A 26,497-nucleotide genomic window follows, 5' to 3' on the forward strand; every position below is an offset into this window, starting at 1 on the left:
GGACACGGTCTCGTCCCCCGCCCCCGAGCCGTGTCTCAGACGCGGGTCGCCCACACGTAACGGTGTTCCGGGCGGCCCGCGTCGCCGTACTTCAGGGTCAGCCTGGCCCGCCCCGTGCGCTCCAGCAGCTTGAGGTAGCGCTGGGCGGTCTGCCGGCTCACCCCGGTCCGGTCGGCGATCTCCTGGGCCGACAGGGGGCCCTCGGCCGTCATCAGCGACTGGCGGACGAGTTCGGCGGTGGTGGGGGAGTGCCCCTTGGGCAGCCCGGGATCGGCCGGGGCGGACAGGGCCCCGAAGATCCGGTCCACCTCGGCCTGTTCCGCCTCGCCACCGCCGTCCAGCGTGCGGCGCAGCTCCGCATAGGCCTCCAGCTTGACCCGCAGGCCCGCGAAGCCGAACGGCTTGACCAGGTACTGCAGCGCCCCGTGCCGCATCGCGGCCTGGACGGTCGCCACGTCCCGCGCCGCCGTCACCATGATCACGTCGGTCTGGTGGCCGCGCCGACGCATCTCCCGCACGACCGTCAGACCCGTCTCGTCGGGCAGGTAGTGGTCCATGAGGACCAGGTCCAGGCGCGGCAGCGTCTCCAGCCGGCGCAGCGCCTCGGCTGCGGTGTGCGCCTCGCCCGCGACGTGGAAGCCCGGCACCTTCTCGACATAGGCCGCGTTGACCCGGGCCACCCGGGCGTCGTCGTCCACGACCAGGACCTCGATCATCGCGACTCCTCCTCGGACGTCTCGAGGGCGGCGGTGAGAGAGGGCTGCAGCTCCGCGGATTCCAGGTCCGTGGTTCCCGGGTCCGCGGTTCCCGGGTCCGCCGGCGTGGGGTCCGCGGACGCGAGGTCCGGCTCGGCCAGCGCCTCGGGCAGCACGACGGTGAACTCCGCGCCGCCGCCGGGCGCCTCGCCCACCGTCGCCCGGCCTCCCTGCCGCTCGGCGAGCCTGCGCACCAGGGAGAGACCGATGCCGCGCTTGCCGTGTGCCGGCGGCTGCTTGGTGGACCACCCTTCCGTGAAGATCAGGTCCCGTTGGTCCGCCGGGATCCCCGGCCCCGTGTCGCGCACCCTGAGGACGGCGGTGCGTCCCTCGGCGCGCAGTTCGACCTCCACGCGCGCGTGCGGGGTCGCCGCCACCGCGTCGAGCGCGTTGTCGACCAGGTTGCCGACGACCGTCACCAGGCCCCGGGGATCGACCAGCCGGTCCGGCAGCCGGGTCCGGTCCGAGACCCACAGTGCGACCCCGCGCTCGGCCGCGACGGTCGCCTTGCCGACCAGCAGGGCGGCGATCAGCGGGTCCTGGATCTTCTCGGTGACCTGTTCCGCGGTGGCTCGGTGGTCGCCGACGACCTCCCCGACGAACTCCACCGCGTCGTCGTACATCTCCAGCTCCAGCAGCCCGAGCAGCGTGTGCATGCGATTGGCGTGCTCGTGGTCCTGCGCGCGCAGCGCGTCGATCAGTCCGCGGGTGGAGTCCAGTTCCCGGCCCAACTGCTCCAGCTCGGTGCGGTCGCGCAGGGTGGCGACGGCGCCTCCGTCGTCGGTGGGCATGCGGTTGGCGACCAGGACGCGCTGCCCGCGCACGGTGAGCAGATCCGTGCCCGTCACCCGCCCGGCCAGCACGTCGGTCGTACGGCCCTCGCCGAGCGCCTCGTCGAGCGACCGGCCGACCGCCTCGTCACCGATGCCGAGCAGGCGCCGGGCCTCGTCGTTGAGCAGCCGGACACGGCCGTGGCGGTCGAGGGCCACGACGCCCTCCCGGATGCCGTGCAGCATCGCCTCCCGCTCGGCGAGCAGGGCCGCGATGTCCGAGAAGGCCAGGTCCCTCGTCTGCCGCTGGACCCGCCGGGAGATCAGCCAGGCGGCCAGCGCGCCGACCGCGAGGGCGCCACCGGCGTACGCGAGCAGCCCCGGTATGGCATCGATCAGTTTGGCGCGGACGCTGTCGTAGGCGATGCCCACCGAGACCGCGCCGATGATGCGGTGGTCGTCGTCGTACAGCGGCACCTTGCCCCGGGCCGAGCGGCCCAGGGTGCCGGTGTCGATCTGCATGACCTTCCTGCCCGCCAGTGCGGGAGTGGGGTCCGTCGAGACGGTCCGCCCGATCTGCTTCGGATCGGTGTGCGACCAGCGCACGCCCCGCACGTCCATCACCACGACGTACTCGGCGGAGGTCTCCTTGCGGATCCGCTCCGCCTCCTTCTGCACGGGGCCGCCGACGGTCGGCGCGGAGTTCTGCAGGTCGTGCGCGACCTGAGGGTTCTGTGCGGTGGTCTCGGCGATGGCGAGCGCGCGGCGCATCGCCTGGTCGTCCAGCTGATGGCTGAGCGGCGCGAGGAACAGCCCGGTCGCCAGGACCGCCACTCCAGCGGCGATCGCCAACTGCATCAGCAGCACCTGCGAGAACACCCGCCGTGGCAGGCCGAGGCGCAGGCGGCGCGCGGGGGGAGTGGGGCTCATGCCCACGACCGTACGTCGGCGGGCGGTGACTGCCCCAGGGGGGTGTGGCATGGATCTCGTGGCCGGATCCCGGGTGCCCGGCAGCCCGAGCGGCCGGGTCCCGTTCCAGGGGACGCGCGCGGTCACATGCCCCGCCTCAGCGGGCGGGTACCGACCGGGCGACCGTCAGCTCGCGCACCGCGGTCACGTCCATGCGGGTCGGCCCGCCCAGCACCGCCGCGCCGCAGCTCTCCGGGTGGGGCGGCTCGGCGACGCCCCGCACCACGGTCACGTGCCACCGGCGTCCGTCGGCGTGGGCGACGGTCACCTCCCAGCGCGGTGCGTCGCCGTCGGTGTCCAGGCTCTCGGTGCGTACAACGCTCAGCGCGTCCGCGCGGTGCTCGCCGGACGCCGTGCGCACCGCCAGCTCCGCCGCCTGTCCGGGCCGTTCCCAGGCGGTGCGGCCACGGCAGCCCTCCAGGACCACCCGGCCCTCCCGCACGCCGTGCAGGGCGTCCTTGACGGCGTGGGCCTCGGCCCTGCCGTACGCGTACCCGTACGGCAGGATCAGCAGGGTCGGCGAGAAGCGGTGGCCGCCGAGGTGAGTGACCTCCCAGGCTCCCCGCACCCCGGAGGCGGCGAGTGTGGCCGCGAGCGGCCGGCCGAGCAGGGCGCAGCACCGGTCGCGCTTGCCGTTGGTGCAGACGAGGGCGAGTGGGTCGCCCGTGTGCGGCCTGCCGCCCAGCGCCGCGTCGAAGCTGTGGTGATCGCCCCTGCCCAGGGCGGCGAAGTCGAGACCCAGCAACCGCGCGGGGTCGACGGTCATGGCGCTGTGCAGCCATGCGTCGCCCGGAACCGTGTGTGCGGCATATACATGGCGCACGGACGGGGTGCGGCAGTCGGCGTGCCGCCCCGGGCGGCGGATGAGCGCGACACGGACGCCGGTGCCCTCAGCCGCCCGTTCCAGGGAGCGCCCCAGGTCCGGGTCGAGGTGGCTGGAGGTGAGCGCCCTGGCGCCCCAGGGGCCGGGCTGCTCCAGCAGCAGCCACGTGGTCGCCGTGGGCGCGGTGGCGGACATCGGCTCGTGGAGCTGCCGGGAGACGGTCGCGCACGTACTCACACAGGCGAGCCTAACCTGAGTTGGCGCGCAGCAGTGTTCGGCGCTCGGAACGATCTACTCCGGCAGTGGCTGCGGAGGCCGTGGACCGACGTACCGGCCACTCGGGCGCATGCGCAGCGGGCGCTCCCCGTACTCCTCCAGGGCGTGGGCGATCCAGCCCGCCGTCCTGGCCACGGCGAAGATCGTCTCGCTCGCGCTGGAGGGCATGCCGGAGGAGGCGGTGAACACGGCCAGGGCCAGGTCGACGTTGGCGTGCAGCGGAGTGTGACGGGCGGTCGTGGCGACGATGTCGCGGGCGGCGGCGAGGGCCGGGGCGGCCCGCGGGATGTCCTCCAGGAGGGCGAAGAGGGCACGCGCGCGTGGATCCTCGCCCGGGTAGAGGCGGTGGCCGAGTCCGGGGATGCGGCGGCCTTCGCGCAGCTCGTCGGCGATGACGGGCCCGGCGGAGCCCCGGTCCAGCACCTCGAGGATGAGCCGGTGGGCCAGTCCGCCGGCCGCGCCGTGCAGCGGGCCCTCGAGCACGCCGAGCCCCGCGGAGACGGCGGCGTAGGCGTGCGCGCGGGCGGAGGCGGCCACGCGCACGGCGAGCGTCGAGGCGGCCAGGTCGTGGTCGACGAGCAGGCCCAGCGCGGTGTCCAGCACGCGCAGTGAGGCGTCGTCGGCGGGGCGACCGGTCAGCCGTGCCCAGAGCCGGTGGGCGAGCGGGCCCTGGTCGCGGTGGTCGTGCCGGACCGGCGGCAGCGCGGTGACGAGGGTCGGGATGAGCACGCGCGCGGTGCCGAGCACGGCGTCCTCCGACAGGTCGAACCGCAGCGGGTCCGCCGCGGCGGCCGCGATCGCGGCGACCCGCAGCCGGTCGGTGGGCCCCGTGTGCTCGGGCAGGGCGTCCACGGCGCGGCGGGCCACGGCGACGGAGGCGTCGGGCGCGGTGAAGGTGACTCCGGGGCGCAGCCGCCCGGTCCAGAGCCACTCGGCGATCTCCTCGTAGGTGTGCCGGGCGGCCAGCTCCGCGGCGTCCACGCCGCGGAAGTAGTAGCGGTCCTTGTCGATGAGGGTGATCCGGGTCCGCACGGACAGCTCCCCGCTGAAGTCCGCGGCGCTTGCGTCCCTCCGCTTGCGGCGGGCGAGCGCCTCGACCTCCTTGGCGTCGAAGGAGCTGCCCCGGCCGCCCGGACCGCGGCGGCTGCTGAGCTGACCGCGGCTCACGTACGCGTACACGGTCTCGGGCTTCACCCCGAGCAGCTCGGCGGTCTCCTTGGTGGTCAGCCGCCGCTCCGCGGCGTCGACGGCGGGTTGCTGATCGCGCATGGAGCTCACCGTATCCGCCTCCGGCCCTTGTGCAAGCATTGATTCAATCAATATTGACAGCTACTCAGTCAACGCTGGACAGTGCAGATCAAGTCCATGGGAGGAAACATGTCCAGCAACAGGGCCGCAGCAACTCTTGTCGACGCGCCGCGGGGACTCGCGGGAGTCGTGGTCACCGACACCCGAATCGGTGACGTCCGCGGGCTCGAGGGCTTCTACCACTACCGCCAGTACTCGGCCGTCGAACTGGCCCGGACCCGCAGCTTCGAGGACGTCTGGCATCTTTTGGTCCACGGCGGGCTGCCGGACGCCGAACGCGGTGCCGCCTTCGCCGCGGAGACGGCCGCGCTGCGCAGGCTGCCCGACGAGGTGCGGTCGGCCCTGCCCGCGATCGCGGCGGCGGGCCGGCGTTCCGGCCCGCTGGCCGGCATGCGCACCGCGCTGTCCCTGCTGGGCGCGGCGAAGGACTTCCGCCCGGTCTACGACATCGACGCCGACCGTCGCCGCCAGGACACCCTCGTCGCCTGTGCGGCCGTGCCGACACTGCTCACCGCGCTGCACCGGCTGGCCAAGGGGCTCGCCCCCGTGGAGCCGCGCGAGGACCTCTCGTACGCGGCGAACTACCTCTACATGCTGACGGGTTCCGAGCCGGATCCACGGCGGGCGCGGGCGATCGAGCAGTACTTGATCTCAACCATTGACCACGGGTTCAATGCGTCAACCTTCACGGCACGGGTCATCGCGTCGACCGGGGCGGACGTGGCCGCCTGCCTCGTGGGAGCGGTGGGGGCGCTGTCGGGGCCCCTGCACGGAGGCGCGCCCAGCAGGGCGCTGGACACACTGGACGCGATCGGCACCCCTGATCGGATCGACTCCTGGATCTGTGCCCGCGTCCTCGCCGGAGACCGCATCATGGGCTTCGGCCACGCCGTCTACCGCACCGAGGATCCGCGCTCCCGCATGCTGCGTGAGATCGCCCAGGGATTCGGCGGGCCGCGGGTCGAATTCGCCGTCGAGGTCGAACGCCGTGTCGAGGCGATTCTCGCGGAGCTGAAGCCCGGCCGTGAACTCCACGCCAACGTCGAGTTCTACGCGGGCGTCGTCATGGAGCTGTGCGGCCTGCCCCGCGAGATGTTCACCCCGACCTTCGCCGCGGGGCGGGTGGTGGGCTGGAGCGCGAACGTCCTGGAGCAGGCGGAGGACTCGAAGATCATCAGGCCGGCGGCGAGGTACGTCGGGCCGGTGCCGCCCGTGAAGGTGCCGGAGGCGGCCTGAGGGACGCGTGCGGCCTGGTGCCGTTCTGGCGCCAGGCCTCATCGGTGGCCGTCGAGCAGGGACGGGGTGCCGGCTGCTCGCCGGAGGGGCGGTCCGGCTCTGTGGGCGGTTGCGCGTGCGGCCGGTACGGGACGGGACGCTCTCGGGGTGGACGCGGCCTCGGGTGGGTGTCAGGCGTCGGGGATGTCCGCCTTGGCGCGGATCAGGGTCTCCCGGCTCACGACGACGATGCGTTCGTAGTCGGCGCGGGAGGCGTCGGCTGGCAGCTCCCGCTCTAGCGTCTCGGTGGCCTCGGTGCCGATGACGGCGAAGTTTCCGTCGCTCAGCTCGAAGACGTCCGGGCAGTTGGCTCCTGAGGCACTGCCGCGGGCACGGGGAGGCACACCGATGCGGCGCACGATTTTCAAGGGGTACCGGTCCTTACCAATGATCTGGGAACACAGTGGTGGTTCAGCAGATTAATGGTGTTCCAGAGACCCATGTTGCTGATGCGCGAAAGCGGCCCGTCGTGTCGCCCAGCGTGACTGGGTTGACGCTCTGTGAACCCGGGGCGTCCACGATGGTCGCCGCGTGCGCACCCTAGGCGGACGGCGGATTGCCCACCACCCACCATTCGTCCGTGTCGGCGTCGTCGAGGTCCTGGATGAGCCCGTCGACCATGTGGCCGATCCTCGCTTCGTCGGACGACTGCTTCAGCGTGGCGCGCTGTCCTTTGGACGCCTCCCAGTACTCCCGCATCACAGGATTCTGGAAGAGCTCCCGCGCGTGCCCGTAGAACTCCTCCTGATCCAGCAGTCCGGCCCGGTAGAGGTGGTAGAGGTTGATGTACCAGGCGTTGGCGTAGAGGTACTGACGCCGCTTCTCCGCCGGGATGCTCGTGTCGTAGGTGTCGATGACCGCGGCCAGGGACGGATCGTCGATCGCCCTCGCCAGCAGTTCCCAGTGCATGCGCTGCTGGTTTGCCAGAGCTCTGCGCCGGGACGCCAGTTCCTCCAGTTCCAGCCGGCGCGCCTGCAGGCGCTCCGCCTCGAGGCGCCGCTGACGTGCCGCGAGCCCCAGGCCGGCGCCGGCGAGCAGCAGAGCGGCCGCGGTGGAGCCGAACCTCCCCGCGGTGTTCTTCCGTGTGCTCATGTCAACCCCCGATCAGGCAGCCGTCCGCCGGTCGTCGGGTGCGGGTCGATTGCAGGGACCGGCGAGCGGTGGGCGGCGCTTGCCGTCTCCCAGGGTGCCGAGCGGCTCTGATCGGCGGGGAGGCGGAGAGGAGGCGCACGGAGGGAAGCGAGGGTCGCACGCTCCGGCGCCATGTCCAACGTCTGCCCCGCAAGTGCTGCTAACAATCGTTCACTTCGGCGTGATTCGCGCGGCTCGTATCCTGGGTCGGCATTCAGTTGTCGTAGGTGCACCGCGGCCGTGAGCCGGTGCACGCGTAGGTGTGAGAGAGGTCGCGCGGTGAGCCAGCCGAGCCGGAACCCGGATCCGAACGCGAGTGCCGGCGCGGGCGGGACCGGTGGGCGGATCCCGGTCGTCGTGCTCGCCGGATTCCTCGGCTCCGGAAAGACCACCCTCCTCAACCACCTCCTCCACCACAGCGGCGGCAGCCGTATCGGCGCGATCGTCAACGACTTCGGCGCCATCGAGATCGACGCCATGGCGGTCGCCGGAGCACTCGGCGACTCCACCGTCTCCCTCGGCAACGGATGCCTGTGCTGCGCGGTCGACCCCGGCGAGCTCGACCGGTACCTCGACCGGCTCACCCGCCCCGAGGTCGGCATCGACGTCGTCGTCGTCGAGGCCAGCGGGCTCGCCGAGCCACAGGAACTCGTCCGCATGCTGCTGGCCAGCGAGAACCCCAGGGTCGTGTACGGCGGTCTCGTCGAGGTCGTCGACGCCGCCGAGTTCGACGACACCCGTGCCAGGCACCCCGAGATCGACCGGCATCTCGCGCTCGCCGACCTCGTCGTGGTCAACAAGGCCGACCGGGTCGACGACGGCGACAGGGTGCTCGGGCTCGTACGGTCCCTCGTCGACCGGGCCGCCGTCGTCCCGGCCTCCTACGGCCGCGTCGACCCGGAGTTCCTCTTCGACTGCAGGCCGCGCGGGGAGCGCATCGGGCAGCTGTCCTTCGACGACCTGGGGACGAGCGAGGAGGACGATGCGCACGGCCGCCACGCCGGGCACCTGCACGCCGGCTACGACAGCCTCTCCTTCGTCTCCGACCTGCCGCTCGACCCCCGCCGGCTGATGCGGTTCCTCGACAGCCGGCCCGACGGCCTCTACCGCATCAAGGGGTACGTCGACTTCGGCCCGCACGACCCGCGCAACCGCTACGCCGTGCACGCCGTGGGGCGCTTCCTGCGGTTCTACCCGGAGCCCTGGCCCGCGGGCCGGCAGCCGCGCCTCACCCAGCTGGTGCTCATCGGCTCCGGCATCGACGCACCGGTTCTCGGCGAGGAACTCAAGGCGTGCAAGGAGAACGCCCCGCACGCCGACGAGCACGGCATGTGGGGCGTCCTGCGCTACGTACGAGGCCCCGAGGAACCGGGCCACGACGGACCCGACCACCAGGGAGCGGCTCCCGAGGAGCCGGTCCTCGACGAACCGGTCCTCGAGGACCCGATGTCCTAGACCGGTCCCGCCACCGCCGCCACCGTCTTCGTCAGCGACACGCCCGAGCCGTCGCGGCGCGGGTCGATGTCCGGGAGTTCCGCCGGGTTGCCGTTCTTCTGGGCGGCACGGGCCGGAGTGGCGCCCGCCCAGGCGAACGAGAGGCAGTCCTCGCCCTTCAGGAACCGCTGGCAGCGCACACCGCCGGTGGCCCGGCCCTTGCGCGGGAACTGGTCGAACGGCGTCACCTTGGCCGTCGTCTGCACGGAGTCGTCCAGCGTCCCGCGGGAGCCGGCGACCGTGAAGACCACCGCGTCCACGGCCGGGTCCACGGCCGTGAACGAGATGACCTTGGCGCCCTCGGTGAGCTTGATGCCCGCCATGCCGCCGGCCGGGCGGCCCTGCGGCCGGACCTGGGCGGCCTGGTAGCGCAGGAGCTGGGCGTCGTCCGTGATGAAGACCAGGTCCTCCTCCCCGGTGCGCAGCTCGGCTCCGCCGACGATCCGGTCGCCCTCCTTGAGGGTGATGACCTCCAACTCCTCCTTGTTGGACGGGTAGTCGGGAACCACGCGCTTGACGACACCCTGTTCGGTGCCCAGCGCCAGGCCCGGCGAGGACTCGTCCAGCGTGGTCAGGCAGACCACCGTCTCGTCGTCCTCCAGGGAGACGAACTCCGCGAGCGGGGCGCCGCCCGACAGGTTCGGCGCCGACCCCGACTCCGGCAACTGGGGCAGGTCGACGACGTTCACGCGGAGCAGACGACCGGCCGAGGTCACCACACCGATCTCGCCACGGGCGGTGGCGGGGACCGCTGAGGCGATCACGTCGTGCTTGTGCCGCCTGCCGCCCTCCTCGTGCGGGAGCGGCTCGCCGTCCGCAGTGCGGGCCAGCAGGCCCGTCGAGGACAGCAGGACACGGCACGGGTCGTCCGCCACCTGCAGCGGCACCGTCGCGGCCGGGACGGCGCCCGTCTCCAGCAGCAGCGTGCGCCGCGGGCTGCCGAACTTCTTGGCGACCGCGGCCAGTTCGACCGAGACCAGCTTGCGCAGCTCCGCGTCCGAGTCCAGGATCCGGGTGAGCTCCTCGATCTCCGCCGTGAGCCGGTCCTTCTCCGCCTCCAGCTCGATGCGGTCGTACTTGGTCAGGCGGCGCAGCGGCGTGTCGAGGATGTACTGGGTCTGCACGTCGCTCAGCGAGAAGCGCTCCATCAGGCGCTGCTTGGCCTGCGCGGAGTTCTCGCTGGAGCGGATCAGGCGGATGACCTCGTCGATGTCCACCAGCGCCGTGAGCAGGCCCTCGACCAGGTGCAGCCGGTCGCGCCTCTTGCCGCGGCGGTACTCGCTGCGCCGCCGTACGACGTCGAAGCGGTGGTCGAGGTAGACCTCCAGGAGCTCCTTCAGGCCCAGCGTGAGGGGCTGGCCGTCGACCAGCGCCACGTTGTTGATGCCGAAGGACTCCTCCATCGGCGTCAGCTTGTACAGCTGCTCCAGGATCGCCTCCGGCACGAAGCCGTTCTTGATCTCGATGACCAGGCGCAGTCCGTGCTCGCGGTCGGTGAGGTCCTTGACGTCGGCGATCCCTTGGATCTTCTTCGAGCCGACCAGGTCCTTGATCTTGGCGATGACCTTCTCCGGGCCGACCGTGAACGGCAGCTCGGTGACGACCAGGCCCTTGCGGCGGGCCGTCACGGTCTCCACGGAGACCGTGGCACGGATCTTGAACGTGCCGCGGCCGGTCTCGTAGGCGTCGCGGATCCCGGACAGGCCGACGATGCGGCCGCCGGTGGGCAGGTCGGGGCCCGGTACGTGCTTCATCAGCGCGTCCAGATCCGCGTTCGGGTACCGGATCAGGTGCCGGGCGGCCGCGATCACCTCGCCGAGGTTGTGCGGCGGCATGTTCGTGGCCATGCCGACGGCGATGCCCGAGGCGCCGTTCACCAGCAGGTTCGGGAACGCGGCGGGCAGGGCCGCCGGCTCCTGCTCCTGGCCGTCGTAGTTGGGGGCGAAGTCGACCGTGTCCTCGTCGATCGACTCGGTCATCAGGCTCGTCGCCTCGGCCATGCGGCACTCGGTGTACCGCATGGCGGCGGGCGGGTCGTCGTTGCCCAGCGAGCCGAAGTTGCCGTGGCCGTCGACGAGCGGGACGCGCATCGAGAACGGCTGGGCCAGGCGCACCAGGGCGTCGTAGATCGACGCGTCGCCGTGCGGGTGGAGCTTGCCCATGACCTCGCCGACGACGCGGGCGCACTTCACGTACCCGCGCTCGGGGCGCAGGCCCATCTCGTTCATCTGGTAGACGATGCGCCGGTGCACCGGCTTGAGACCGTCCCGGGCGTCCGGCAGGGCGCGGGAGTAGATGACCGAGTACGCGTACTCGAGGAAGGAGCCCTGCATCTCGTCGACGACGTCGATGTCGAGGATCTTCTCCTCGTACGGGTCGTCGGGCGGCGGGGTCTTCGTGCTGCGGCGGGCCATCGCTGCCGGCTCCTCCTGAACTCTGATCGCTCGCCTACGGGGCGCTCGTGCCGATGCCGACGGGGCGACCGTGCTCAGCCCTCCGGGCCCTTCACGAGCCGCCCTGTCGACACCGGCGCGCCACTTCGGCTCACTCTTGCTGAAGCGTGTGACGGGATCTGACGCGGACCATTGTGGACCGCCGCACTGACAAGTCGGACCAGACCCCGCCTCATTCCGCCCACCCGACCGCCCGACCCCGCCCCGCCGAGGGGCCGCTCCGAGCCCCCGACCGCCCTGGCCGACGGCTTCCGATCGCCCCTTTCGTCGGCCCTGGACCGCCCCGGCCGACGGCCACGGACTACCCCGGCCGAGCGCTCCCGACCGCCCCGGCCCGCGCCCCGGCGACCGGCCGTGCCCTCACTGCGCACCGTTCCGTGACGAACCCGACGCCCTCGGTGACGGTGCCCGGTACCGGCATCCGGCGTCCCGCGGTGATCCGCGACCGACACCCTCGCCGGCTCCCGTCCGCCCCCTCGTTCCGGAACGTGTCCCGGCTGTCTTTCCCTCTCGCTTTCGGCGTACGGCCTCCGGGAACTTCGCCAGGGGTCCGTGCGCTTGCATACAGTGGCAGGACTGGCAGGAAAGGGCGGTTTCCAGACCGCCACCGCGATCGAAGGGACGTACATGCCCATGGGTCACACGGCCACAGCCGAGGCAGGCTCCGGCGGCCTGACAGCGACCGAGCACCGCCTGGCCAACGGTCTGCGCGTGGTGCTCTCCGAGGACCACCTGACCCCGGTCGCGGCGGTGTGCCTCTGGTACGACGTCGGCTCCCGCCACGAGGTCAAGGGACGCACCGGCCTGGCTCACCTTTTCGAGCACCTGATGTTCCAGGGCTCCGGCCAGGTCAAGGGAAACGGTCACTTCGAGCTGGTGCAGGGCGCCGGCGGCTCGCTGAACGGCACCACCAGCTTCGAGCGCACCAACTACTTCGAGACCATGCCCGCCCACCAGCTGGAGCTCGCCCTCTGGCTGGAGGCCGACCGCATGGGCTCCCTGCTCGCCGCCCTGGACGACGAGTCGATGGAGAACCAGCGGGACGTCGTCAAGAACGAGCGCCGCCAGCGCTACGACAACGTCCCCTACGGCACCGCCTTCGAGCGGCTGACCGCCCTCGCCTACCCGGAGGGCCACCCGTACCACCACACGCCCATCGGGTCCATGGCGGACCTGGACGCGGCCACCCTGGAGGACGCGCGCGCGTTCTTCCGCACGTACTACGCGCCCAACAACGCAGTCCTCTCGGTCGTCGGCGACATCGACCCGCAGCAGACCCTGGCCTGGATCGAGAAGTACTTCGGCTCCATCCCGTCCCACGACGGCAAGCCGGCGCCCCGCGACGGCGTGCTGCCCGAGGTCATCGGCGAGCAGCTGCGCGAGGTCGTCGAGGAAGAGGTCCCGGCGCGTGCCCTGATGGCCGCCTACCGGCTCCCGCACGACGGCACGCGCGCGTGCGACGCGGCCGACCTCGCGCTGACCATCCTGGGCGGCGGCGAGTCCTCCCGCCTGTACAACCGTCTGGTGCGGCGCGACCGCACCGCTGTCGCGGCCGGGTTCGGCCTGCTGCGGCTGGCCGGGGCGCCCTCCCTGGGCTGGCTGGACGTGAAGACCTCCGGCGACGTCGAGGTCCCGGTGATCGAGACCGCCATCGACGAGGAGCTCGCCCGGTTCGCCGAGGAGGGGCCCACGGCCGAGGAGATGGAGCGTGCCCAGGCCCAGCTGGAGCGCGAGTGGCTGGACCGGCTCGGCACGGTGGCGGGCCGCGCGGACGAACTGTGCCGCTACGCCGTCCTGTTCGGCGACCCGCAGCTCGCCCTGACCGCCGTCAAGCGGGTGCTGGAGGTGACGCCGGAGGAGGTCCAGGAGGTCGCCAAGGCCCGTCTGCGTCCCGACAACCGCGCGGTGCTCGTCTACGAGCCGACCGCCGCCGACACGACCGAAGCGGGCGACGCCCAGGACGCGGACGCCGCGGCCACCGACGACACCGAGGAGGCGGCGAAGTGACCGAGCTCGCCACGATGGACTTCCACCCCCAGCCCAAGGCGGGCGAGGCCAAGCCGTGGGCGTTCCCGGCGCCCGAGCGTGACACGCTGGACAACGGGATGACCGTCCTGCGCTGCCACCGCCCCGGCCAGCAGGTCGTCGCCGTCGAGGTGCTGCTGGACGCGCCTCTGGACGCCGAGCCGGCCGGCCTGGACGGTGTCGCCACGATCATGGCGCGGGCCTTCTCCGAGGGCACCGACAAGCACTCCGCCGAGGAGTTCGCCGCCGAGCTGGAGCGTGCGGGCGCCACCCTCGACATGCACGCCGACCACCCCGGCGTACGGCTGAGTCTGGAGGTCCCGGCCTCCCGCCTGGCCAAGGGACTCGGCCTGCTGTCCGACGCCCTCAGGGCGCCCGCGTTCGCCGACTCCGAGGTCGAGCGGCTGGTGCGCAACCGGCTCGACGAGATCCCGCACGAGCTGGCCAACCCTTCCCGCCGCGCCGCCATGGAGCTCTCCAAGGAGCTGTTCCCTGCCACGGCGCGCATGTCGCGTCCGCGCCAGGGCACCGAGGAGACCGTCCGCGGCATCGACTCGGCGGCCGTGCGTGCCTTCTACGACCGGCACGTGCGCCCCTCCACGGCCACCGCCGTGGTCGTCGGCGACCTCACCGGCATCGACCTCGGCGAGCTGCTCGGCGAGACCCTGGGCGCCTGGACCGGCTCGCCGGCCAAGCCGCGGCCCGTGCCGGCGGTGAACGCCGACGACACCGGCCGCGTGGTCATCGTGGACCGCCCCGGCGCCGTCCAGACCCAGCTGCTCATCGGCCGTGTCGGCCCCGACCGGCACGACCGTGTGTGGCCCGCCCAGGTGCTCGGCACGTACTGCCTCGGCGGCACCCTCACCTCCCGCCTGGACCGCGTCCTGCGCGAGGAGAAGGGCTACACCTACGGTGTCCGGGCGTTCGGCCAGGTGCTGCGCTCGGCCCCCGACGGCTCGGGCGCCGCGATGCTCGCGATCAGCGGCTCGGTCGACACGCCGAACACCGGCCCGGCGCTGGCGGACCTCTTCACGGTGCTGCGCAAGCTCGCCGCCGGGGGCCTCACCGACGCCGAGCGGGACGTGGCCGTGCAGAACCTCGTCGGCGTGGCGCCGCTCAAGTACGAGACGGCGGCCGCCGTGGCGAGCACGCTGGCCGACCAGGTCGAGCAGCACCTGCCCGACGACTACCAGGCGACGCTCTATCAGCAGCTCGCCGCGACAGGCACGGTGGAGGCCACCGCGGCGGTCGTCAACGCCTTCCCGGTGGACCGCCTGGTGGCGATCCTCGTCGGTGACGCGGCGCAGATCAAGGAGCCCGTGGAGGCGCTGGGCATCGGCCAAGTGACCGTCGTCGCGGCCGAGTAGCGACCCTCAGGAACGCCGTCCGGCAGTCGGCGGACGGCACGCGCGCGTGGGGCCCTGGTGACCGAAGCGTCACCAGGGCCCCACCATGTCCGAATTGGGCGAGAGGCTGCCCGTCTGCCCTGTGGCTTGCGCTACAAAACCCCGGATCGGTTTGGGAATTGAAAGCAGCCCCCCTTAGCGTCGGTCAGGCTGTTCGTCGGGCAGTGCGCCGCACCCGCGGCACCGGACAGCCATCGCCGAGTCCCCGTACGGCGCGAGCCAGGGGAGCCGGGGACCCACCCAGTCCCTGGGGTGAATCGGACACCCGCGCGCAGCGAGGGGTCCGTAGGAGACCTTCCTGCTCCGAACCCGTCAGCTAACCCGGTAGGCGAGAGGGAAGGAAAGGACCAACGTCTACATGGCGTTCACGCGCGCCACCGGGAAGCATCGCCGCCCCAGCCGGATACACCGCACCACCGCCCGCGCCGCGGGTGTCGCGGCCCTCACCACCACCGGTGTCCTCGGCACCCTGGCCGCCGCCCCGGCCCTGGCCGCCGAGGCTCCCGCCCCCGAGGAGACCGGTCTCACCCCGGTCATCACCATCGGCGACTCCCTCGCCGAGAAGATCGACGCCCAGGCCGCCGCCCAGCGGCAGGCCGCCGAGCAGAAGAAGGCCGAGGAGGCCGCGCGCCAGAAGGCCGCCGAGGAGGCGAAGAAGGAGCGCGAGGCCAAGGAGCGCGCCGCCCGCGAGGCCGAGCGCAAGCGCCTCAACACCTTCGTGTCGCCGATCCCCGGCTCGTACGTCTCCACCGGGTACAAGACCGGCGGCTCCCTGTGGTCCTCCGGCTCCCACACCGGCATCGACTTCCACGCCGCGAGCGGCACCTCCGTCCACGCCGTCGGTGTCGGCACCGTCGTCCAGACCGGCTGGGGCGGGGCGTACGGCAACCAGATCGTGATCAGGATGGCCGACGGCATGTACACCCAGTACGGTCACCTGTCGTCCATCGGCGTCTCGGTGGGCCAGAAGGTCACCCCGGGCCAGCAGATCGGCCTGTCCGGCGCGACCGGCAACACCACCGGACCGCACCTCCACTTCGAGGCCCGCACCACCCCGGACTACGGCTCCGACATCAACCCGATCGCCTACCTCCGCAAGCATGGCGTGAACGTCTGAGCGACCCGCGCAGCCACACTCGAGAGCCCCGGCCGACCGTGCCGGGGCTTTCGGTGTTCCGGACGGGGTGCTGTCCAAAAGATATCCATGGATTCCGGCCCGCCGTCGGAAATTCCGCCTCATTGGAATAGAGTCACGGAACGGGCGTCCGGTGCGGCGCGCAGCGGGGATTCCGGCGGGATTCAGGCGGAGGTCGGTCATGCGTATTCCGGCGCACTCGGTGTGCACGGCGATCCGGGACGACATCGTCGCGGGAGTCCACGAGCGCGGCGGCCGGCTCACCGAGGAAGTGCTCGCACGCCGCTACGGCGTCTCGCGGGTCCCCGTCCGCGAGGCCCTGCGCACCCTGGAGGCCGAGGGTTTCGTGGTGACGCGTCGGCACGCGGGCGCGTGCGTGGCGGAGCCCACCGAGCAGGAGGCCGCCGACCTGCTGGAGATGAGGCTGCTGCTGGAGCCGCTGGCCGCGGCCCGCGCCGCCCAGCGGCGCACGGAGGCCCATCTGAAGGTGCTGCGCGGCCTGGTCAGGCTGGGTCAGGAGCGGGCGGCGAGCGGCGGCAGCGAAGAGCTGCGGTCCCTGGGCGGCTGGTTCCACGAGACGCTCGCCCAGGCCTGCGGCAGCCCGGCGCTCACGTCCATGCTGACCCAGCTGCGGCACAAGATCGCCTGGATGTACTCGGTGCAGGTCCCGGCCGATCCCGGGGAGTCGTGGGCCGAGCACGGTGCCATCGTGGACGCGGTGGCGCGCGGCGACGGCGAGCGCGCGCGGGCCCTGACCACCCTGCACACCGGGCGCGCGACCGCCGCGCACCGCGTGAGGACCTCGCAACCTCCCGTGAACACATCGGGTGCGCGGAATTAACACGGGGGCCGTATACAAAGAGGTGAATTCGGTGGAGGTGTATTCACGCTGCCCTTTTTCGCGGGCGGCTTTCCTGGCGCGTCGGAATTTCGGTTGGTGTGTTGTGCGGTTGATCCGCCGGGTCGATCCGATGAGACGGTCTGCTGAATCGATCCGCTAGCCGGGCCGCCGCTGGGCGAGCCGGGAGCGGCGGGACCGTGACCCGTGAGGAAACGGCGAAGCCGCGCCGCCCGGGGCGGGCGACGCGGCTTCGGTGTCCGATCGAGCGCGAGCGCTCGGCGGGTCGGTCCGGTGGTCGGCCGGGCCGTGACCTTGCGGTCAGACCGTCTCGGGCAGCTCCTCGAGGCCCTCGGAGACCAGCTTGGCCAGCCGGTCCAGGGCGACCTCCGCGCCCTCGGCGTCGGAGGCCAGGACGACCTCCTCGCCGCCCTGGGCGCCGAGGCCGAGGACGGCCAGCATGGAGGCCGCGTTGACGGGGGTGCCGTCGGCCTTGGCGATCGTCACGGGGACACCTGCGGCCGTGGCGGCCCGGACGAAGATGGAAGCGGGGCGGGCGTGGAGGCCCTCGGCCCAGCCGACGTTGACGCGGCGCTCAGCCATGTGATGCTGCCCTTCGGTGTATCAGGGTTGTCTAGACCAGTTTCCCACACGTGAAGCACGGCCCGGAGCGGCACGGTGTCCCGTCCCGGGACGGCGTCGGACCGCGGCCTCGATCCGATGTGTCCTCCCGTGGTTCCCCCACAGATTGCCTCGCGCCGTTGTCGGACGCTAGCCGTACTCTGGGGCGCATGCAGACCTCGTCGGACCGGCATGAGTATCCCGCCCACTGGGAGGCCGACGTGGTGCTGCGCGACGGCGGCACCGCCCGGATCCGCCCCATCACCGCACACGACGCCGACCGGCTGGTCAGCTTCTACGAGCAGGTCTCGGACGAGTCCAAGTACTACCGCTTCTTCGCGCCCTATCCGCGTCTGTCCGCGAAGGACGTCCACCGCTTCACGCACCACGACTTTGTGGACAGGGTGGGACTCGCGGCCACCATCGGCGGCGAGTTCATCGCCACCGTACGCTATGACCGCGTCGGCGCCGGTGGAATGCCCGCTTCCGCGCCCGCGGACGAGGCGGAGGTCGCCTTTCTGGTGCAGGACGCCCACCAGGGGCGAGGTGTCGCCTCCGCCCTCCTCGAGCACATCGCGGCTGTCGCCCGCGAGCGCGGCATCCGCCGCTTCACCGCCGAGGTGCTGCCCGCGAACACCAAGATGATCAAGGTGTTCACCGATGCCGGGTACACCCAGAAGCGCAGCTTCGAGGACGGCGTCGTACGCCTGGAGTTCGACATCGAGCCCACGGACCGCTCCCTCGCCGTGCAGCGCGCGCGGGAGCAGCGCGCCGAGGGGCGGTCGGTACGGCGGCTGCTGATGCCCGGCTCGCTCGCCGTCATCGGAGTGGGCCGCACACCCGGCGGTGTGGGCCGCAGCATCCTGGACCACATCCGCGAGGCGGGGTTCACCGGCCGGCTGCACGCCGTGAACCGCGCCTTCGACGAGGACCGGCGGGAGATCGACGGGGTTCCGGCCCACCGCTCGGTGCGGGAGATCGACGGACCCGTGGACCTCGCGGTCGTGGCCGTGCCGGCCGAGCAGGTTCCCGAGGCCGTCACCGAGTGCGGCGAGCACGGCGTCCAGGGACTCGTCGTGATCTCCGCGGGGTACGCGGAGAGCGGCCCGGAGGGGCGTGAGCGCCAGCGCGCACTCGTGCGGCAAGCGCGCACGTACGGCATGCGGATCATCGGGCCCAACGCCTTCGGGATCATCAACACCTCGCCGGACGTCAGGCTGAACGCCTCCCTCGCCCCCGATATGCCCCGCCCCGGCCGCATCGGGATGTTCGCGCAGTCCGGGGCGATCGGCATCGCGCTGCTGTCCCGGCTGCACCGGCGCGGCGGCGGCGTGACGGGCGTCACGGGCGTGTCGACCTTCGTCTCGTCCGGCAACCGCGCGGACGTCTCCGGCAACGACGTCATGCAGTACTGGTACGACGACCCCGACACCGACGTCGTGCTGATGTACCTGGAGTCCATCGGCAACCCGCGCAAGTTCACCCGGCTCGCCCGGCGTACGGCGGCGGCCAAGCCGCTCGTCGTGGTGCAGGGCGCCGGATCGGCCCCACAGGGGCACACCGTCCGGGCGACACGGCTGCCGCACGCGACGGTCTCCGCCCTGCTGCGGCAGGTGGGCGTGATCCGCGTGGACACCATCACGGAGCTGGTGGACACGGGCCTGCTGCTCGCCCGCCAGCCGCTCCCTCCGGGCCCGCGGGTGGCGATCCTGGGCAACTCCGAGTCGCTGGGCGTGCTGACGTACGACCGCTGCCTCGCCGAGGGCCTGCGCCCGCAGCCGCCGCAGGACCTGACGACGGCGGCGTCGGCGGAGGACTTCCGGTCGGCTCTGTCACGGGCGCTCGCGGACGAGACGACCGACGCGGTGGTCGTGACCGCGATACCGGCGGTGGGGGAGGGCGCCGCCGAGGACGCGGCCCTGGCCGAGGCCCTCCGCTCGGCCACGGAGACGGCGCCCGGCAAGCCGGTCCTGGTCGTCCACGTCGAACTCGGCGGACTGGCGGAAGCGCTCTCTGCCGCGGCCAGCACAGGTCCCCAGGCCGGCACGGACCCCCAGGTCGACGCGGGTCCGCAGACCGGCACGGGCTCGCGGACCGACGCGAACCCGCAGGTAGGGGTGGGCCCGCAGCCCGGCGCGGTTCCCCGGCCCGGCACATCACCGTGGTTCGGTTCGGGGCCCGAGGAACACCTGGACCCCGAGACCGGCACGGGACCGAAGGCAGGCACCCACCCTCACCACGATCCCGCACCACGGCGTGTCGCCGCGGGGGTGGCCGTCCGGCCCTCCGCCGCGGCCCGTGCCGCGGAGTCCGGCCCCGCGCGGGAGCTGGACGGCCCGTCGCCCGCGCACGCCGGGGCGCGTTCCCTCCTCATCCCGGCCTACCCCGCCGCCGAGCGCGCCGTCCGGGCCCTCGCCGAAGCCGTCAGGTACGGCCAGTGGCGGCGGGAGGCCGCCGACCCGGGCAAGGTGCCCGAGTACGAGGACATCGACGAGAAGGGCGCCGCCGCGCTCATCGACGGGCTGCTCGCCCGCGGGCAGGGCCTCACGCTCGGCACCGAGGAGACCTGCGAGCTGCTCGGCCGCTACGGCATCCCCGTCCGCCGGGCCATCCCCGCGCCCACCCCCGACAGTGCCGCGGAGGCCGCCCGCGCCCTCGGCTACCCCGTCGCCCTGAAGGCCACCGCCCCGCACCTGCGCCACCGCGCCGACCTCGGCGGCGTCCGGCTGGACCTGGCCGACGAGGAGCAACTGCGCAGGATCTACGCCGAGTTGACCGAGCTGTTCGGCAAGCCCGAGGAGCTGCGGCCGGTGGTGCAGACGATGGCGCCCCGGGGAGTCGACACCGTCGTACGGGCGGTCATCGACCCGGCGGCGGGCGCGGTGCTCTCCTTCGGACTCGCCGGGGCGGCCTCCCAGCTGCTCGACGACATGGCGCACCGGCTGGTCCCGGTCACCGGCCGGGAGGCGACATCCATGATCCGGTCCATCCGGACGGCCCCTCTGCTGTTCGGCTGGCGCGGCTCCGACCCGGTCGACACGCCGGCCCTGGAGGAGCTGCTGCTGCGCGTGTCGCGGCTGGTCGACGACCACCCGGAGGTCGTCGCCGTCACCCTGGAACCGGTCGTCGTCGCCCCGCGCGGGGTCAGCGTCCTGGGCGCCGGCGTGCGCCTCGCGCCGCCTCCCGCCCGCGGCGACCTCGGCCCGCGCACGCTCCCGGCGTACTGAGCGGGTTTCCCGCTACGCGGCGGTGCCTCGCAGTCAGTGCGCCCCCGTAGGATGGACGGCATGGCCAAGACCAGTACGACGACCCAGGGGCTGCGGGCGGCGATCGAGCGCAGCGGTTACTACCCGGCTCTCGTGGCCGAGGCGGTGGAGGCCGCCGTGGGCGGCGAGCCCATCCGGTCGTACCTGGTCCACCAGGAGACCACCTTCGACCAGAACGAGGTGCGCCGCCACGTGACGGTGCTCGTCCTGACCGGCAACCGCTTCATCGTCAGCCACACCGACGAGCAGGCCGCCGACAGCACCTCCCCGACGCCGTACGCCACGACGTCCACGGAGTCGGTGAAGCTCGGCCGGATCTCGTCGGTCGTGGTCAGCAGGGTGGTGGCCAACCCGGAGCAGTACACGCCGGGCACGCTGCCCCGCGAGGTCGTGCTGACCATCGGCTGGGGCGCCGTCTCCCGTCTCGACCTGGAGCCCGCCGCCTGCGGCGACCCCAACTGCGAGGCGGACCACGGCTACACGGGCAATTCGACGGCGGACGATCTGAGCCTGCGCGTCAGCGAGGCCGGGGACGGCCCCGAGACGGTGCGCCAGACCCTCGCGTTCGCCCAGGCCGTCTCCGAGGCCACTGCGGACCTGACCCGCTGATGACACAGTCCACCGCGTGGGACCATCCCGAACCCCTGGCCGTCGAGTCCGCACCCGTCCCCGAGTACGGCTCCGGCTCGCTCGCCGACCTGCTGCCGACGCTGGCCGCGGGCATGGGCGTGCCGGACATGACGGTCGCGATCCCCGAGCTGACCCCGGTCGACCGGGCCTGCGTCTTCCTGATCGACGGCCTGGGCTGGCAGCAGCTGCGGGCGCACCCCGAGGACGCGCCCTTCCTCACCTCGCTGCTGGGCAGCTCCCGCGGCGGCACCGGACGCCCGCTCACCGCCGGCTACCCCGCGACCACCGCGACCTCCCTCGCCTCCGTCGGCACCGGCCTGCCCCCGGGCGTCCACGGCCTGCCGGGCTACACGGTGCGCGATCCCGGGACCGGCGAGCTGATGAACCAGCTGCGCTGGCAGCCGTACACCGAACCGCGCTCCTGGCAGCCGTACCCCACCGTCTTCCAGCTCGCCCACCGGGCCGGTGTGCACGCCGCCCAGGTGTCCTCCCCGACCTTCGAGAACACCCCGCTGACCCGGGTCGCGCTCAGCGGTGGAACGTTCCTGGGGCGGCTGACCGGCGAGGACCGCATGGACCTCGCGGCCGAGCAGCTCGCGGCCGGCGACCGCGCCCTGGTCTACACTTACTACTCCGAGCTCGACGGCGCCGGGCACCGCTACGGCGTCGACTCCGACACCTGGCGCGGCCAGCTCATGGCCGTCGACCGGCTGGCGCAGCGCCTGGCCGAGCAGCTGCCGCCGCGCAGCGCGCTGTACGTCACCGCAGACCACGGCATGGTCGACATCCCGTTCGACGAGCAGCACCGCATCGACTTCGACGAGGACTGGGAGCTGCGCGCGGGCGTCGCCCTGCTCGGCGGCGAGGGGCGCGCGCGGCACGTGTACGCCGTGCCGGGCGCCGACGACGACGTGCTGACCTGCTGGCGCGAGGTGCTGGGGGAGCAGTTCTGGGTGGCCTCCCGTGACGAGGCGGTCGCCGCCGGCTGGTTCGGACCGCGGATCGACGACCGCGTGTACGCGCGGATCGGGGACGTGGTCGCGGCGGCCCGGGACGACGTGCTGCTCATCGCCTCGGAGCGGGAGCCGAAGGAGTCGTCGATGGTCGGCAACCACGGTTCGATGACCCCTGCCGAGCAGTTGGTCCCGTTGGTCGAAGTACGCTCCTGACGCCGCCCGCCCCGGACAGCCGACGCCGCAACCGCACGGCGCCCCGACCGCAAGCCGATCCGACCTCGCCGAAAGGTGCCCGACTTCCCATGCCCGAGCTGGTGTTCTTCTCCGGAACGATGGACTGCGGGAAGTCGACACTGGCTCTCCAGATCGAGCACAACCGTTCGACGCGTGGCCTCGTGGGCATGATCTTCACCCGCGACGACCGGGCGGGCGAGGGCAAGCTGTCCTCGCGCCTGGGCCTGGTCACGGACGCGGTGGAGGTCGAGGACGGCGTCGACCTGTACGCCTACATCGTCGAGCACCTCTCCCAGGGCGGTCGCGCCGACTACGTGATCGCGGACGAGGCGCAGTTCCTGGCGCCGGAGCAGATCGACCAACTCGCGCGCCTGGTCGACGACCTGGACATCGACGTCTTCGCCTTCGGCATCACGACCGACTTCCGCTCCAAGCTGTTCCCCGGCTCCCAGCGCCTGGTCGAGCTCGCCGACCGGGTCGAGGTGCTCCAGGTCGAGGCCCTGTGCTGGTGCGGCTCCCGCGCCACCCACAACGCCCGTACCGTCGGCGGGGTCATGGTGGTCGAGGGCGCCCAGGTCGTCGTCGGAGACGTCAACCACTCCGCGGACGAGGTCGGCTACGAGGTGCTGTGCCGCCGGCACCACCGCCGCCGCATGACGGCGGCCTCGGCCCACGCCGCGGCACTGTCACCGGACGTCCTGCCGGTGTCACCCTCCTGAGCGACGGGCCCGGTCAACGCGGGCTCGAGACAAGGGCGAAACGAGCACCCTCGGGGTCCGCCACCATGGCCACCCGGCCGTGGACGGTGTCCCTTGCCGGGGACAGGACCTGTCCGCCGAGGCCGGCGACGCGCCCGGCCGCGTCGTCGGTGTCGGCGACTTCGAAGTACGTCATCCAGTGCGGGCCCCGGTCACGGGGCAGGGCGCGGCCCAGGCCGTGGATTCCGGCGACCGCACGTCCGTCGAGGCACAGCGTCACGTAATCGAAGCCGGACCCGGACTCCGCCGTGGCCGCGGACTCCGCCCCGGCCGTGGGTCCCCCGGCGCCCGTGGCCGCCGCCTCGGCCCCGGCCTCCGCCCGCTCGACCTCGTAACCGAACAGCGTCTCGTAGAACTTGGCGACGTTCGCGGTCTCGAAGGTGCGCAGCTCGTTCCAGACGGGCGTACCGGGCACGCCGCCGAGGCCGGTGCCGAGGTGGGCCGCGGCCTGCCACACGCCGAAGACCGCGCCCGACGGGTCGGAGCCGATCGCCAGGCGTCCGGCGGATCCCGCGTCCAGCGGCCCCACACCGATCGTGCCGCCGCACAGCCGTACCGTTTCGGCCGTCAGGTCCGCGTCGTGGGAGGCGAGATACGGCGTCCAGGCGATGGGCAGATGCCGGTCCGGCGGCAGCAGGCCGATGCCCGCCACCTCCCGGCCGTCCAGCAGGGCCCGCACATAGGGGCCGAGCTGGTCGGGGCCCGGGCGGAACTCCCAGCCGAAGAGCTCCCCGTAGAAGGCCTGGGTCGCGGCCATGCCGTGCACCATCAGGCTCACCCAGCAGGGCCTGCCGGGTGTGTACCGGGTGTGTGCCCGGCCGCCGTGGCCGGCCGACTCCCGCGCCTCGGTCATCGTCACTCTCTTCTCGGCCTCGCGATGGCCGCGTCGATTCCGCTCCCCGGACCCGAGCCGATGCGCACACCACCGCCCATGTGCGGTTTCCTGACCGGAGGATGCCCGGTGCGCGGTTTCCTGCCCGTTGCGGCGCGCTTGCCGACGGGTGTCGATCGGCTGTACAGCATGTGTCCGATCCCATACGCGTCGTGATCGGACCCGTCCGGCCGAGCAGATTAGTCGGACCTGGACGCGGCGGCCACCCCGTGCGCAAGGATGGTGACCATGAACGCCATCATCTCCGCATCCGATCTGGCGGGCGCCCTCGCGGGAACGAACCCGCCGGTGCTGCTCGACGTCCGCTGGCAGCTCAGCGTGGCCAAGGCGGCCGGCGAGCCGCCCTTCGACGGGCGCGCCGCGTACGAGTCCGGGCACATCCCCGGTGCCGTCTTCGTCGACCTGGACCGCGAACTGGCCTCCGCTCCGGGCGCGAACGGCCGTCATCCGCTGCCCGGCATCGAGGAGTTCGGCGCCGCGATGCGCCGTGCGGGCGTCGGCGCCGATCGGCCGGTCGTCGTGTACGACGGCGGGCAGGGCTGGGCGGCGGCACGCGCGTGGTGGCTGCTGCGCTGGACGGGGCACCCCGACGTCCGGGTCCTGGACGGGGGACTGGCGGCCTGGGACGGACCGCTGGAGACCGCGGTGCCCGAGCCGGCCGAGGGCGACTTCTCGCCGGTGCCGGGCGCGGTGGAACTGCTCGACGCCGACGGGGCGGCGGCGTTGGCCAGGTCCGGGGTGCTGCTCGACGCGCGCGCCGGGGAGCGGTACCGCGGGGAGGTGGAGCCGATCGACCGGGTGGGAGGCCACATTCCGGGTGCGGTGTCCGCGCCGACCACCGAGAACGTCGGTGCTGACGGGCGCTTCCTGCCCGCGGCGGAACTCCAGGCGCGCTTCAAGGCCCTGGGCGCGGCCGACGGCAGGGAGGTGGGCGTCTACTGCGGCTCGGGCGTCTCCGCCGCGCACGAGGCCCTGGCCCTGGCCGTGGCGGGGATTCCGGCGGCTTTGTACGTCGGCTCGTGGTCGGAGTGGTCCTCGGACCCGTCCCGCCCGGTGGCGGTGGGACCGGACCCGCAGTAGCGGCCGGACCGACCCTGCGAGCAACGGCAGGAGGGCCGCACCGGACGGTGCGGCCCTCCTGCTCGTACGGCTTCATCGGGTCGTGCGGCTTCGTACGGTCCCGGGGTTCGATCAACCGCCTCACACGGTCCGATACGGCCCCGGTCGGGCCGCTACGGCCACTACGCCTCATACAGCCCGATAACGCCCCCACGCGGCCATCACGGCCTCGTGCGGCCCATCCAGGCCCCGTACGACCCCGCCTACTCCTGCTTCTTGCGGCGGGTGCCGAACACGATCTCGTCCCAGCTCGGGACGGCGGCGCGGCGGCCGGGCCGGACACCGTCCGCCTCGGCCTGGCGGTCGGTGGCCCCGATGAGCCGGTCGCGGTGGCTGCCGACGGAGCGGGGCATGAGCACGTCCGCGTAGGCGGACCCGGCCCCGGCGGAGGCCGCGGGAGCCGGCGGCTCCTCGACCGCCGGTTCCTGCTCGGATTCCTCCACGGGTTCCGGTGCGTGCTCGGGCACCACGAGATCGCCGCGGAAGCTCGGCACCGCCTCCAGCAGGCTGGTCAGCGAGTCGCGTTCGCCCGTGCTCTCCTCGGGCGGTTCCATCGCCTGCGCGGGCAGTGCGGGACGTTCCCGATCCCGGTCGAAGGAGCGCTCACGCGGCAGCCGGGCGATGCGCGGCACGAACGGGAAGCTCGGCTCGGGGACCCCGAGGTCGTCGGACTCGCCGATCAGGGCGCGCGCCTCGTCGTCGACGGCCTGCACCAGGCGCCGCGGCGGGTCGTAGGTCCAGCTCGCCGAGTGCGGTTCGCCCGCGACCCGGTAGACCAGCAGGACCTCCCACGTGCCGTCGTCGCGGCGCCAGGAGTCCCACTGGACGGTGTCCTTCTCGGCGCCGCGCAGCAACAGCCGCTCCTGGACGGCCTCGCCGAGCAGCGGGCCGGAGTTCTCGCCGGGACGGCGGACCGGGGTCTTGCGGGCCCGCTCGGCCATGAAGGCGCGCTCGGCGAGCACGGGGCCCTCGAAGCGCCGTACGCGGTCCACCGGGATGCCGGCGAGCTGGGCGACCTCTTCCGCGGTCGCACCGGCTCGTATACGCGCCTGGATGTCACGGGGGCGGAGATGGCTCTCCACCTCGATCTCGATCTGGCCGAGGCGGGGACGGTCGCCGCGCACGGCGGCGCGGAGCCGTTCGTCGATCGGAAGCGTGTACTCCGTGCTGTCCGCAGCCTTCAGCACCAGCCGTGTGCCGTCATTGGAGACGGCCACGACACGCAGTTCGGGCATGGGGACCTCCCGGGTGGTGCCTGCCGACGTCACGTGCGTCGCTGCTTCCGCTAGTCGAGTGTGGCCTGCCCGGGTGCAGCCTGCCACAACCTTGCCGAGTTGCCCGGCGTGTCGGGCGCGGGCCCGGG

Annotated in this window: 21 protein-coding genes and 1 riboswitch; of the genes, 11 read left to right on the forward strand and 10 right to left on the reverse strand. The window is 72.7% G+C overall.

Annotation, left to right across the window (positions count from 1 at the left end):
• Positions 1-35: 35 nt before the first annotated feature.
• The 4 genes from BZY54_RS26480 to BZY54_RS26495 form a co-directional block, all read right to left on the reverse strand.
• On the reverse strand, positions 36-716 hold the full coding sequence (locus tag BZY54_RS26480) for a response regulator (protein WP_086727837.1): 681 nt from the start codon (positions 714-716) through the stop codon (positions 36-38).
• Positions 713-2,455, reverse strand: coding sequence for an ATP-binding protein (locus BZY54_RS26485; protein WP_086727838.1), 1,743 nt, complete (start codon positions 2,453-2,455; stop codon positions 713-715). The genes BZY54_RS26480 and BZY54_RS26485 overlap by 4 nt, the downstream gene beginning before the upstream one ends.
• Before the next feature lie 136 nt (positions 2,456-2,591).
• Entirely contained in the window at positions 2,592-3,554 is a 963-nt protein-coding gene (locus BZY54_RS26490) for a sucrase ferredoxin (protein ID WP_086727839.1), read from the reverse strand.
• Between the two features lie 54 nt (positions 3,555-3,608).
• On the reverse strand, positions 3,609-4,862 hold the full coding sequence (locus tag BZY54_RS26495) for a citrate synthase (RefSeq protein WP_086727840.1): 1,254 nt from the start codon (positions 4,860-4,862) through the stop codon (positions 3,609-3,611).
• Between the two features lie 108 nt (positions 4,863-4,970).
• Between BZY54_RS26495 and BZY54_RS26500 the strand changes: the two genes are divergently transcribed.
• Positions 4,971-6,137 carry a citrate synthase/methylcitrate synthase gene (locus tag BZY54_RS26500; RefSeq protein ID WP_086727841.1) on the forward strand — a complete coding sequence of 389 codons (1,167 nt, stop codon included), beginning with the start codon at positions 4,971-4,973 and terminating at the stop codon, positions 6,135-6,137.
• Positions 6,138-6,307: 170 nt separating this feature from the next.
• Here the strand turns inward: BZY54_RS26500 and BZY54_RS26505 are convergent, their stop codons facing one another.
• Together BZY54_RS26505 and BZY54_RS26510 are read right to left on the reverse strand one after the other, a co-directional pair.
• Positions 6,308-6,544, reverse strand: coding sequence for a hypothetical protein (locus BZY54_RS26505; protein ID WP_086727842.1), 237 nt, complete (start codon positions 6,542-6,544; stop codon positions 6,308-6,310).
• 172 nt (positions 6,545-6,716) lie between these two features.
• A complete protein-coding gene (locus BZY54_RS26510; RefSeq protein ID WP_086727843.1) occupies positions 6,717-7,268 on the reverse strand; it encodes a DUF6082 family protein in 552 nt (183 codons plus the stop codon).
• Between the two features lie 318 nt (positions 7,269-7,586).
• On the opposite strand from BZY54_RS26510, the gene BZY54_RS26515 reads away from it, so the two are divergent.
• Positions 7,587-8,762, forward strand: a complete 1,176-nt coding sequence (locus BZY54_RS26515; protein WP_086727844.1) for a CobW family GTP-binding protein — start codon at positions 7,587-7,589, stop codon at positions 8,760-8,762.
• On the opposite strand, the gene BZY54_RS26520 is transcribed toward BZY54_RS26515, so the two are convergent.
• Positions 8,759-11,215 carry a DNA gyrase/topoisomerase IV subunit A gene (locus BZY54_RS26520; RefSeq protein ID WP_086727845.1) on the reverse strand — a complete coding sequence of 819 codons (2,457 nt, stop codon included), beginning with the start codon at positions 11,213-11,215 and terminating at the stop codon, positions 8,759-8,761. The genes BZY54_RS26515 and BZY54_RS26520 overlap by 4 nt on opposite strands.
• A gap of 672 nt (positions 11,216-11,887) precedes the next feature.
• On the opposite strand from BZY54_RS26520, the gene BZY54_RS26525 reads away from it, so the two are divergent.
• From BZY54_RS26525 to BZY54_RS26540, 4 genes are all read left to right on the forward strand, one after another.
• Positions 11,888-13,261 (forward strand): M16 family metallopeptidase, encoded by a 1,374-nt coding sequence (locus BZY54_RS26525; protein WP_244217347.1) that lies wholly within the window; start codon positions 11,888-11,890, stop codon positions 13,259-13,261.
• A complete protein-coding gene (locus BZY54_RS26530; RefSeq protein WP_086727846.1) occupies positions 13,258-14,646 on the forward strand; it encodes a M16 family metallopeptidase in 1,389 nt (462 codons plus the stop codon). Before BZY54_RS26525 ends, BZY54_RS26530 begins: the two co-directional genes overlap by 4 nt.
• Before the next feature lie 224 nt (positions 14,647-14,870).
• A riboswitch (cyclic di-AMP (ydaO/yuaA leader) is annotated at positions 14,871-15,031 on the forward strand.
• A gap of 12 nt (positions 15,032-15,043) precedes the next feature.
• Complete coding sequence (locus tag BZY54_RS26535; RefSeq protein ID WP_086727847.1) at positions 15,044-15,802, forward strand: M23 family metallopeptidase; 759 nt, start codon at positions 15,044-15,046, stop codon at positions 15,800-15,802.
• A 199-nt stretch (positions 15,803-16,001) separates the two neighbouring features.
• Positions 16,002-16,661 (forward strand): GntR family transcriptional regulator, encoded by a 660-nt coding sequence (locus tag BZY54_RS26540; RefSeq protein ID WP_086727848.1) that lies wholly within the window; start codon positions 16,002-16,004, stop codon positions 16,659-16,661.
• A 318-nt stretch (positions 16,662-16,979) separates the two neighbouring features.
• Here the strand turns inward: BZY54_RS26540 and BZY54_RS26545 are convergent, their stop codons facing one another.
• Positions 16,980-17,261: an HPr family phosphocarrier protein gene (locus tag BZY54_RS26545; protein ID WP_086727849.1), complete on the reverse strand. Its 282-nt coding sequence runs from the start codon at positions 17,259-17,261 to the stop codon at positions 16,980-16,982.
• Between the two features lie 188 nt (positions 17,262-17,449).
• On the opposite strand from BZY54_RS26545, the gene BZY54_RS26555 reads away from it, so the two are divergent.
• The 4 genes from BZY54_RS26555 (at position 17,450) to BZY54_RS26570 (ending at position 23,084) form a co-directional block, all read left to right on the forward strand.
• Positions 17,450-20,506: a bifunctional acetate--CoA ligase family protein/GNAT family N-acetyltransferase gene (locus BZY54_RS26555; protein WP_086727850.1), complete on the forward strand. Its 3,057-nt coding sequence runs from the start codon at positions 17,450-17,452 to the stop codon at positions 20,504-20,506.
• 51 nt (positions 20,507-20,557) lie between these two features.
• Positions 20,558-21,154: a DUF5998 family protein gene (locus BZY54_RS26560; protein WP_167414068.1), complete on the forward strand. Its 597-nt coding sequence runs from the start codon at positions 20,558-20,560 to the stop codon at positions 21,152-21,154.
• Positions 21,154-22,344 (forward strand): alkaline phosphatase family protein, encoded by a 1,191-nt coding sequence (locus tag BZY54_RS26565; RefSeq protein WP_086727852.1) that lies wholly within the window; start codon positions 21,154-21,156, stop codon positions 22,342-22,344. The genes BZY54_RS26560 and BZY54_RS26565 overlap by 1 nt, the downstream gene beginning before the upstream one ends.
• An 89-nt stretch (positions 22,345-22,433) precedes the next feature.
• On the forward strand, positions 22,434-23,084 hold the full coding sequence (locus BZY54_RS26570; protein ID WP_086727853.1) for a thymidine kinase: 651 nt from the start codon (positions 22,434-22,436) through the stop codon (positions 23,082-23,084).
• A gap of 13 nt (positions 23,085-23,097) precedes the next feature.
• Here BZY54_RS26570 and BZY54_RS26575 read toward each other — a convergent pair whose 3' ends face one another.
• Positions 23,098-23,976 carry a VOC family protein gene (locus BZY54_RS26575; protein WP_086727854.1) on the reverse strand — a complete coding sequence of 293 codons (879 nt, stop codon included), beginning with the start codon at positions 23,974-23,976 and terminating at the stop codon, positions 23,098-23,100.
• A 267-nt stretch (positions 23,977-24,243) separates the two neighbouring features.
• Between BZY54_RS26575 and BZY54_RS26580 the strand changes: the two genes are divergently transcribed.
• Positions 24,244-25,095, forward strand: a complete 852-nt coding sequence (locus tag BZY54_RS26580) for a sulfurtransferase (RefSeq protein WP_086727855.1) — start codon at positions 24,244-24,246, stop codon at positions 25,093-25,095.
• Positions 25,096-25,337: 242 nt separating this feature from the next.
• On the opposite strand, the gene sepH is transcribed toward BZY54_RS26580, so the two are convergent.
• Positions 25,338-26,369: a septation protein SepH gene (gene sepH / locus BZY54_RS26585; protein ID WP_086727856.1), complete on the reverse strand. Its 1,032-nt coding sequence runs from the start codon at positions 26,367-26,369 to the stop codon at positions 25,338-25,340.
• Positions 26,370-26,497 lie beyond the last annotated feature (128 nt).

Origin of the sequence: Streptomyces carpinensis, assembly GCF_002154505.1 — a bacterium.
Taxonomy (GTDB): Bacteria; Actinomycetota; Actinomycetes; order Streptomycetales; family Streptomycetaceae; genus Streptomyces; species Streptomyces carpinensis.

What these genes read in the sequence shown, in the direction of transcription:
- BZY54_RS26480 (WP_086727837.1), bottom strand. Translation starts at nt 716, where the DNA reads ATGATCGAGGTCCTGGTCGTGGACGACGACGCCCGGGTGGCCCGGGTC.
- BZY54_RS26485 (WP_086727838.1), bottom strand. Translation starts at nt 2,455, where the DNA reads ATGAGCCCCACTCCCCCCGCGCGCCGCCTGCGCCTCGGCCTGCCACGG.
- BZY54_RS26495 (WP_086727840.1), bottom strand. Translation starts at nt 4,862, where the DNA reads ATGCGCGATCAGCAACCCGCCGTCGACGCCGCGGAGCGGCGGCTGACC.
- BZY54_RS26500 (WP_086727841.1), top strand. Translation starts at nt 4,971, where the DNA reads ATGTCCAGCAACAGGGCCGCAGCAACTCTTGTCGACGCGCCGCGGGGA.
- BZY54_RS26510 (WP_086727843.1), bottom strand. Translation starts at nt 7,268, where the DNA reads ATGAGCACACGGAAGAACACCGCGGGGAGGTTCGGCTCCACCGCGGCC.
- BZY54_RS26520 (WP_086727845.1), bottom strand. Translation starts at nt 11,215, where the DNA reads ATGGCCCGCCGCAGCACGAAGACCCCGCCGCCCGACGACCCGTACGAG.
- BZY54_RS26525 (WP_244217347.1), top strand. Translation starts at nt 11,888, where the DNA reads ATGGGTCACACGGCCACAGCCGAGGCAGGCTCCGGCGGCCTGACAGCG.
- BZY54_RS26535 (WP_086727847.1), top strand. Translation starts at nt 15,044, where the DNA reads ATGGCGTTCACGCGCGCCACCGGGAAGCATCGCCGCCCCAGCCGGATA.
- BZY54_RS26540 (WP_086727848.1), top strand. Translation starts at nt 16,002, where the DNA reads ATGCGTATTCCGGCGCACTCGGTGTGCACGGCGATCCGGGACGACATC.
- BZY54_RS26545 (WP_086727849.1), bottom strand. Translation starts at nt 17,261, where the DNA reads ATGGCTGAGCGCCGCGTCAACGTCGGCTGGGCCGAGGGCCTCCACGCC.
- BZY54_RS26555 (WP_086727850.1), top strand. Translation starts at nt 17,450, where the DNA reads ATGCAGACCTCGTCGGACCGGCATGAGTATCCCGCCCACTGGGAGGCC.
- BZY54_RS26560 (WP_167414068.1), top strand. Translation starts at nt 20,558, where the DNA reads ATGGACGGCATGGCCAAGACCAGTACGACGACCCAGGGGCTGCGGGCG.
- BZY54_RS26565 (WP_086727852.1), top strand. Translation starts at nt 21,154, where the DNA reads ATGACACAGTCCACCGCGTGGGACCATCCCGAACCCCTGGCCGTCGAG.
- BZY54_RS26570 (WP_086727853.1), top strand. Translation starts at nt 22,434, where the DNA reads ATGCCCGAGCTGGTGTTCTTCTCCGGAACGATGGACTGCGGGAAGTCG.
- BZY54_RS26575 (WP_086727854.1), bottom strand. Translation starts at nt 23,976, where the DNA reads ATGACCGAGGCGCGGGAGTCGGCCGGCCACGGCGGCCGGGCACACACC.
- BZY54_RS26580 (WP_086727855.1), top strand. Translation starts at nt 24,244, where the DNA reads ATGAACGCCATCATCTCCGCATCCGATCTGGCGGGCGCCCTCGCGGGA.
- sepH (WP_086727856.1), bottom strand. Translation starts at nt 26,369, where the DNA reads ATGCCCGAACTGCGTGTCGTGGCCGTCTCCAATGACGGCACACGGCTG.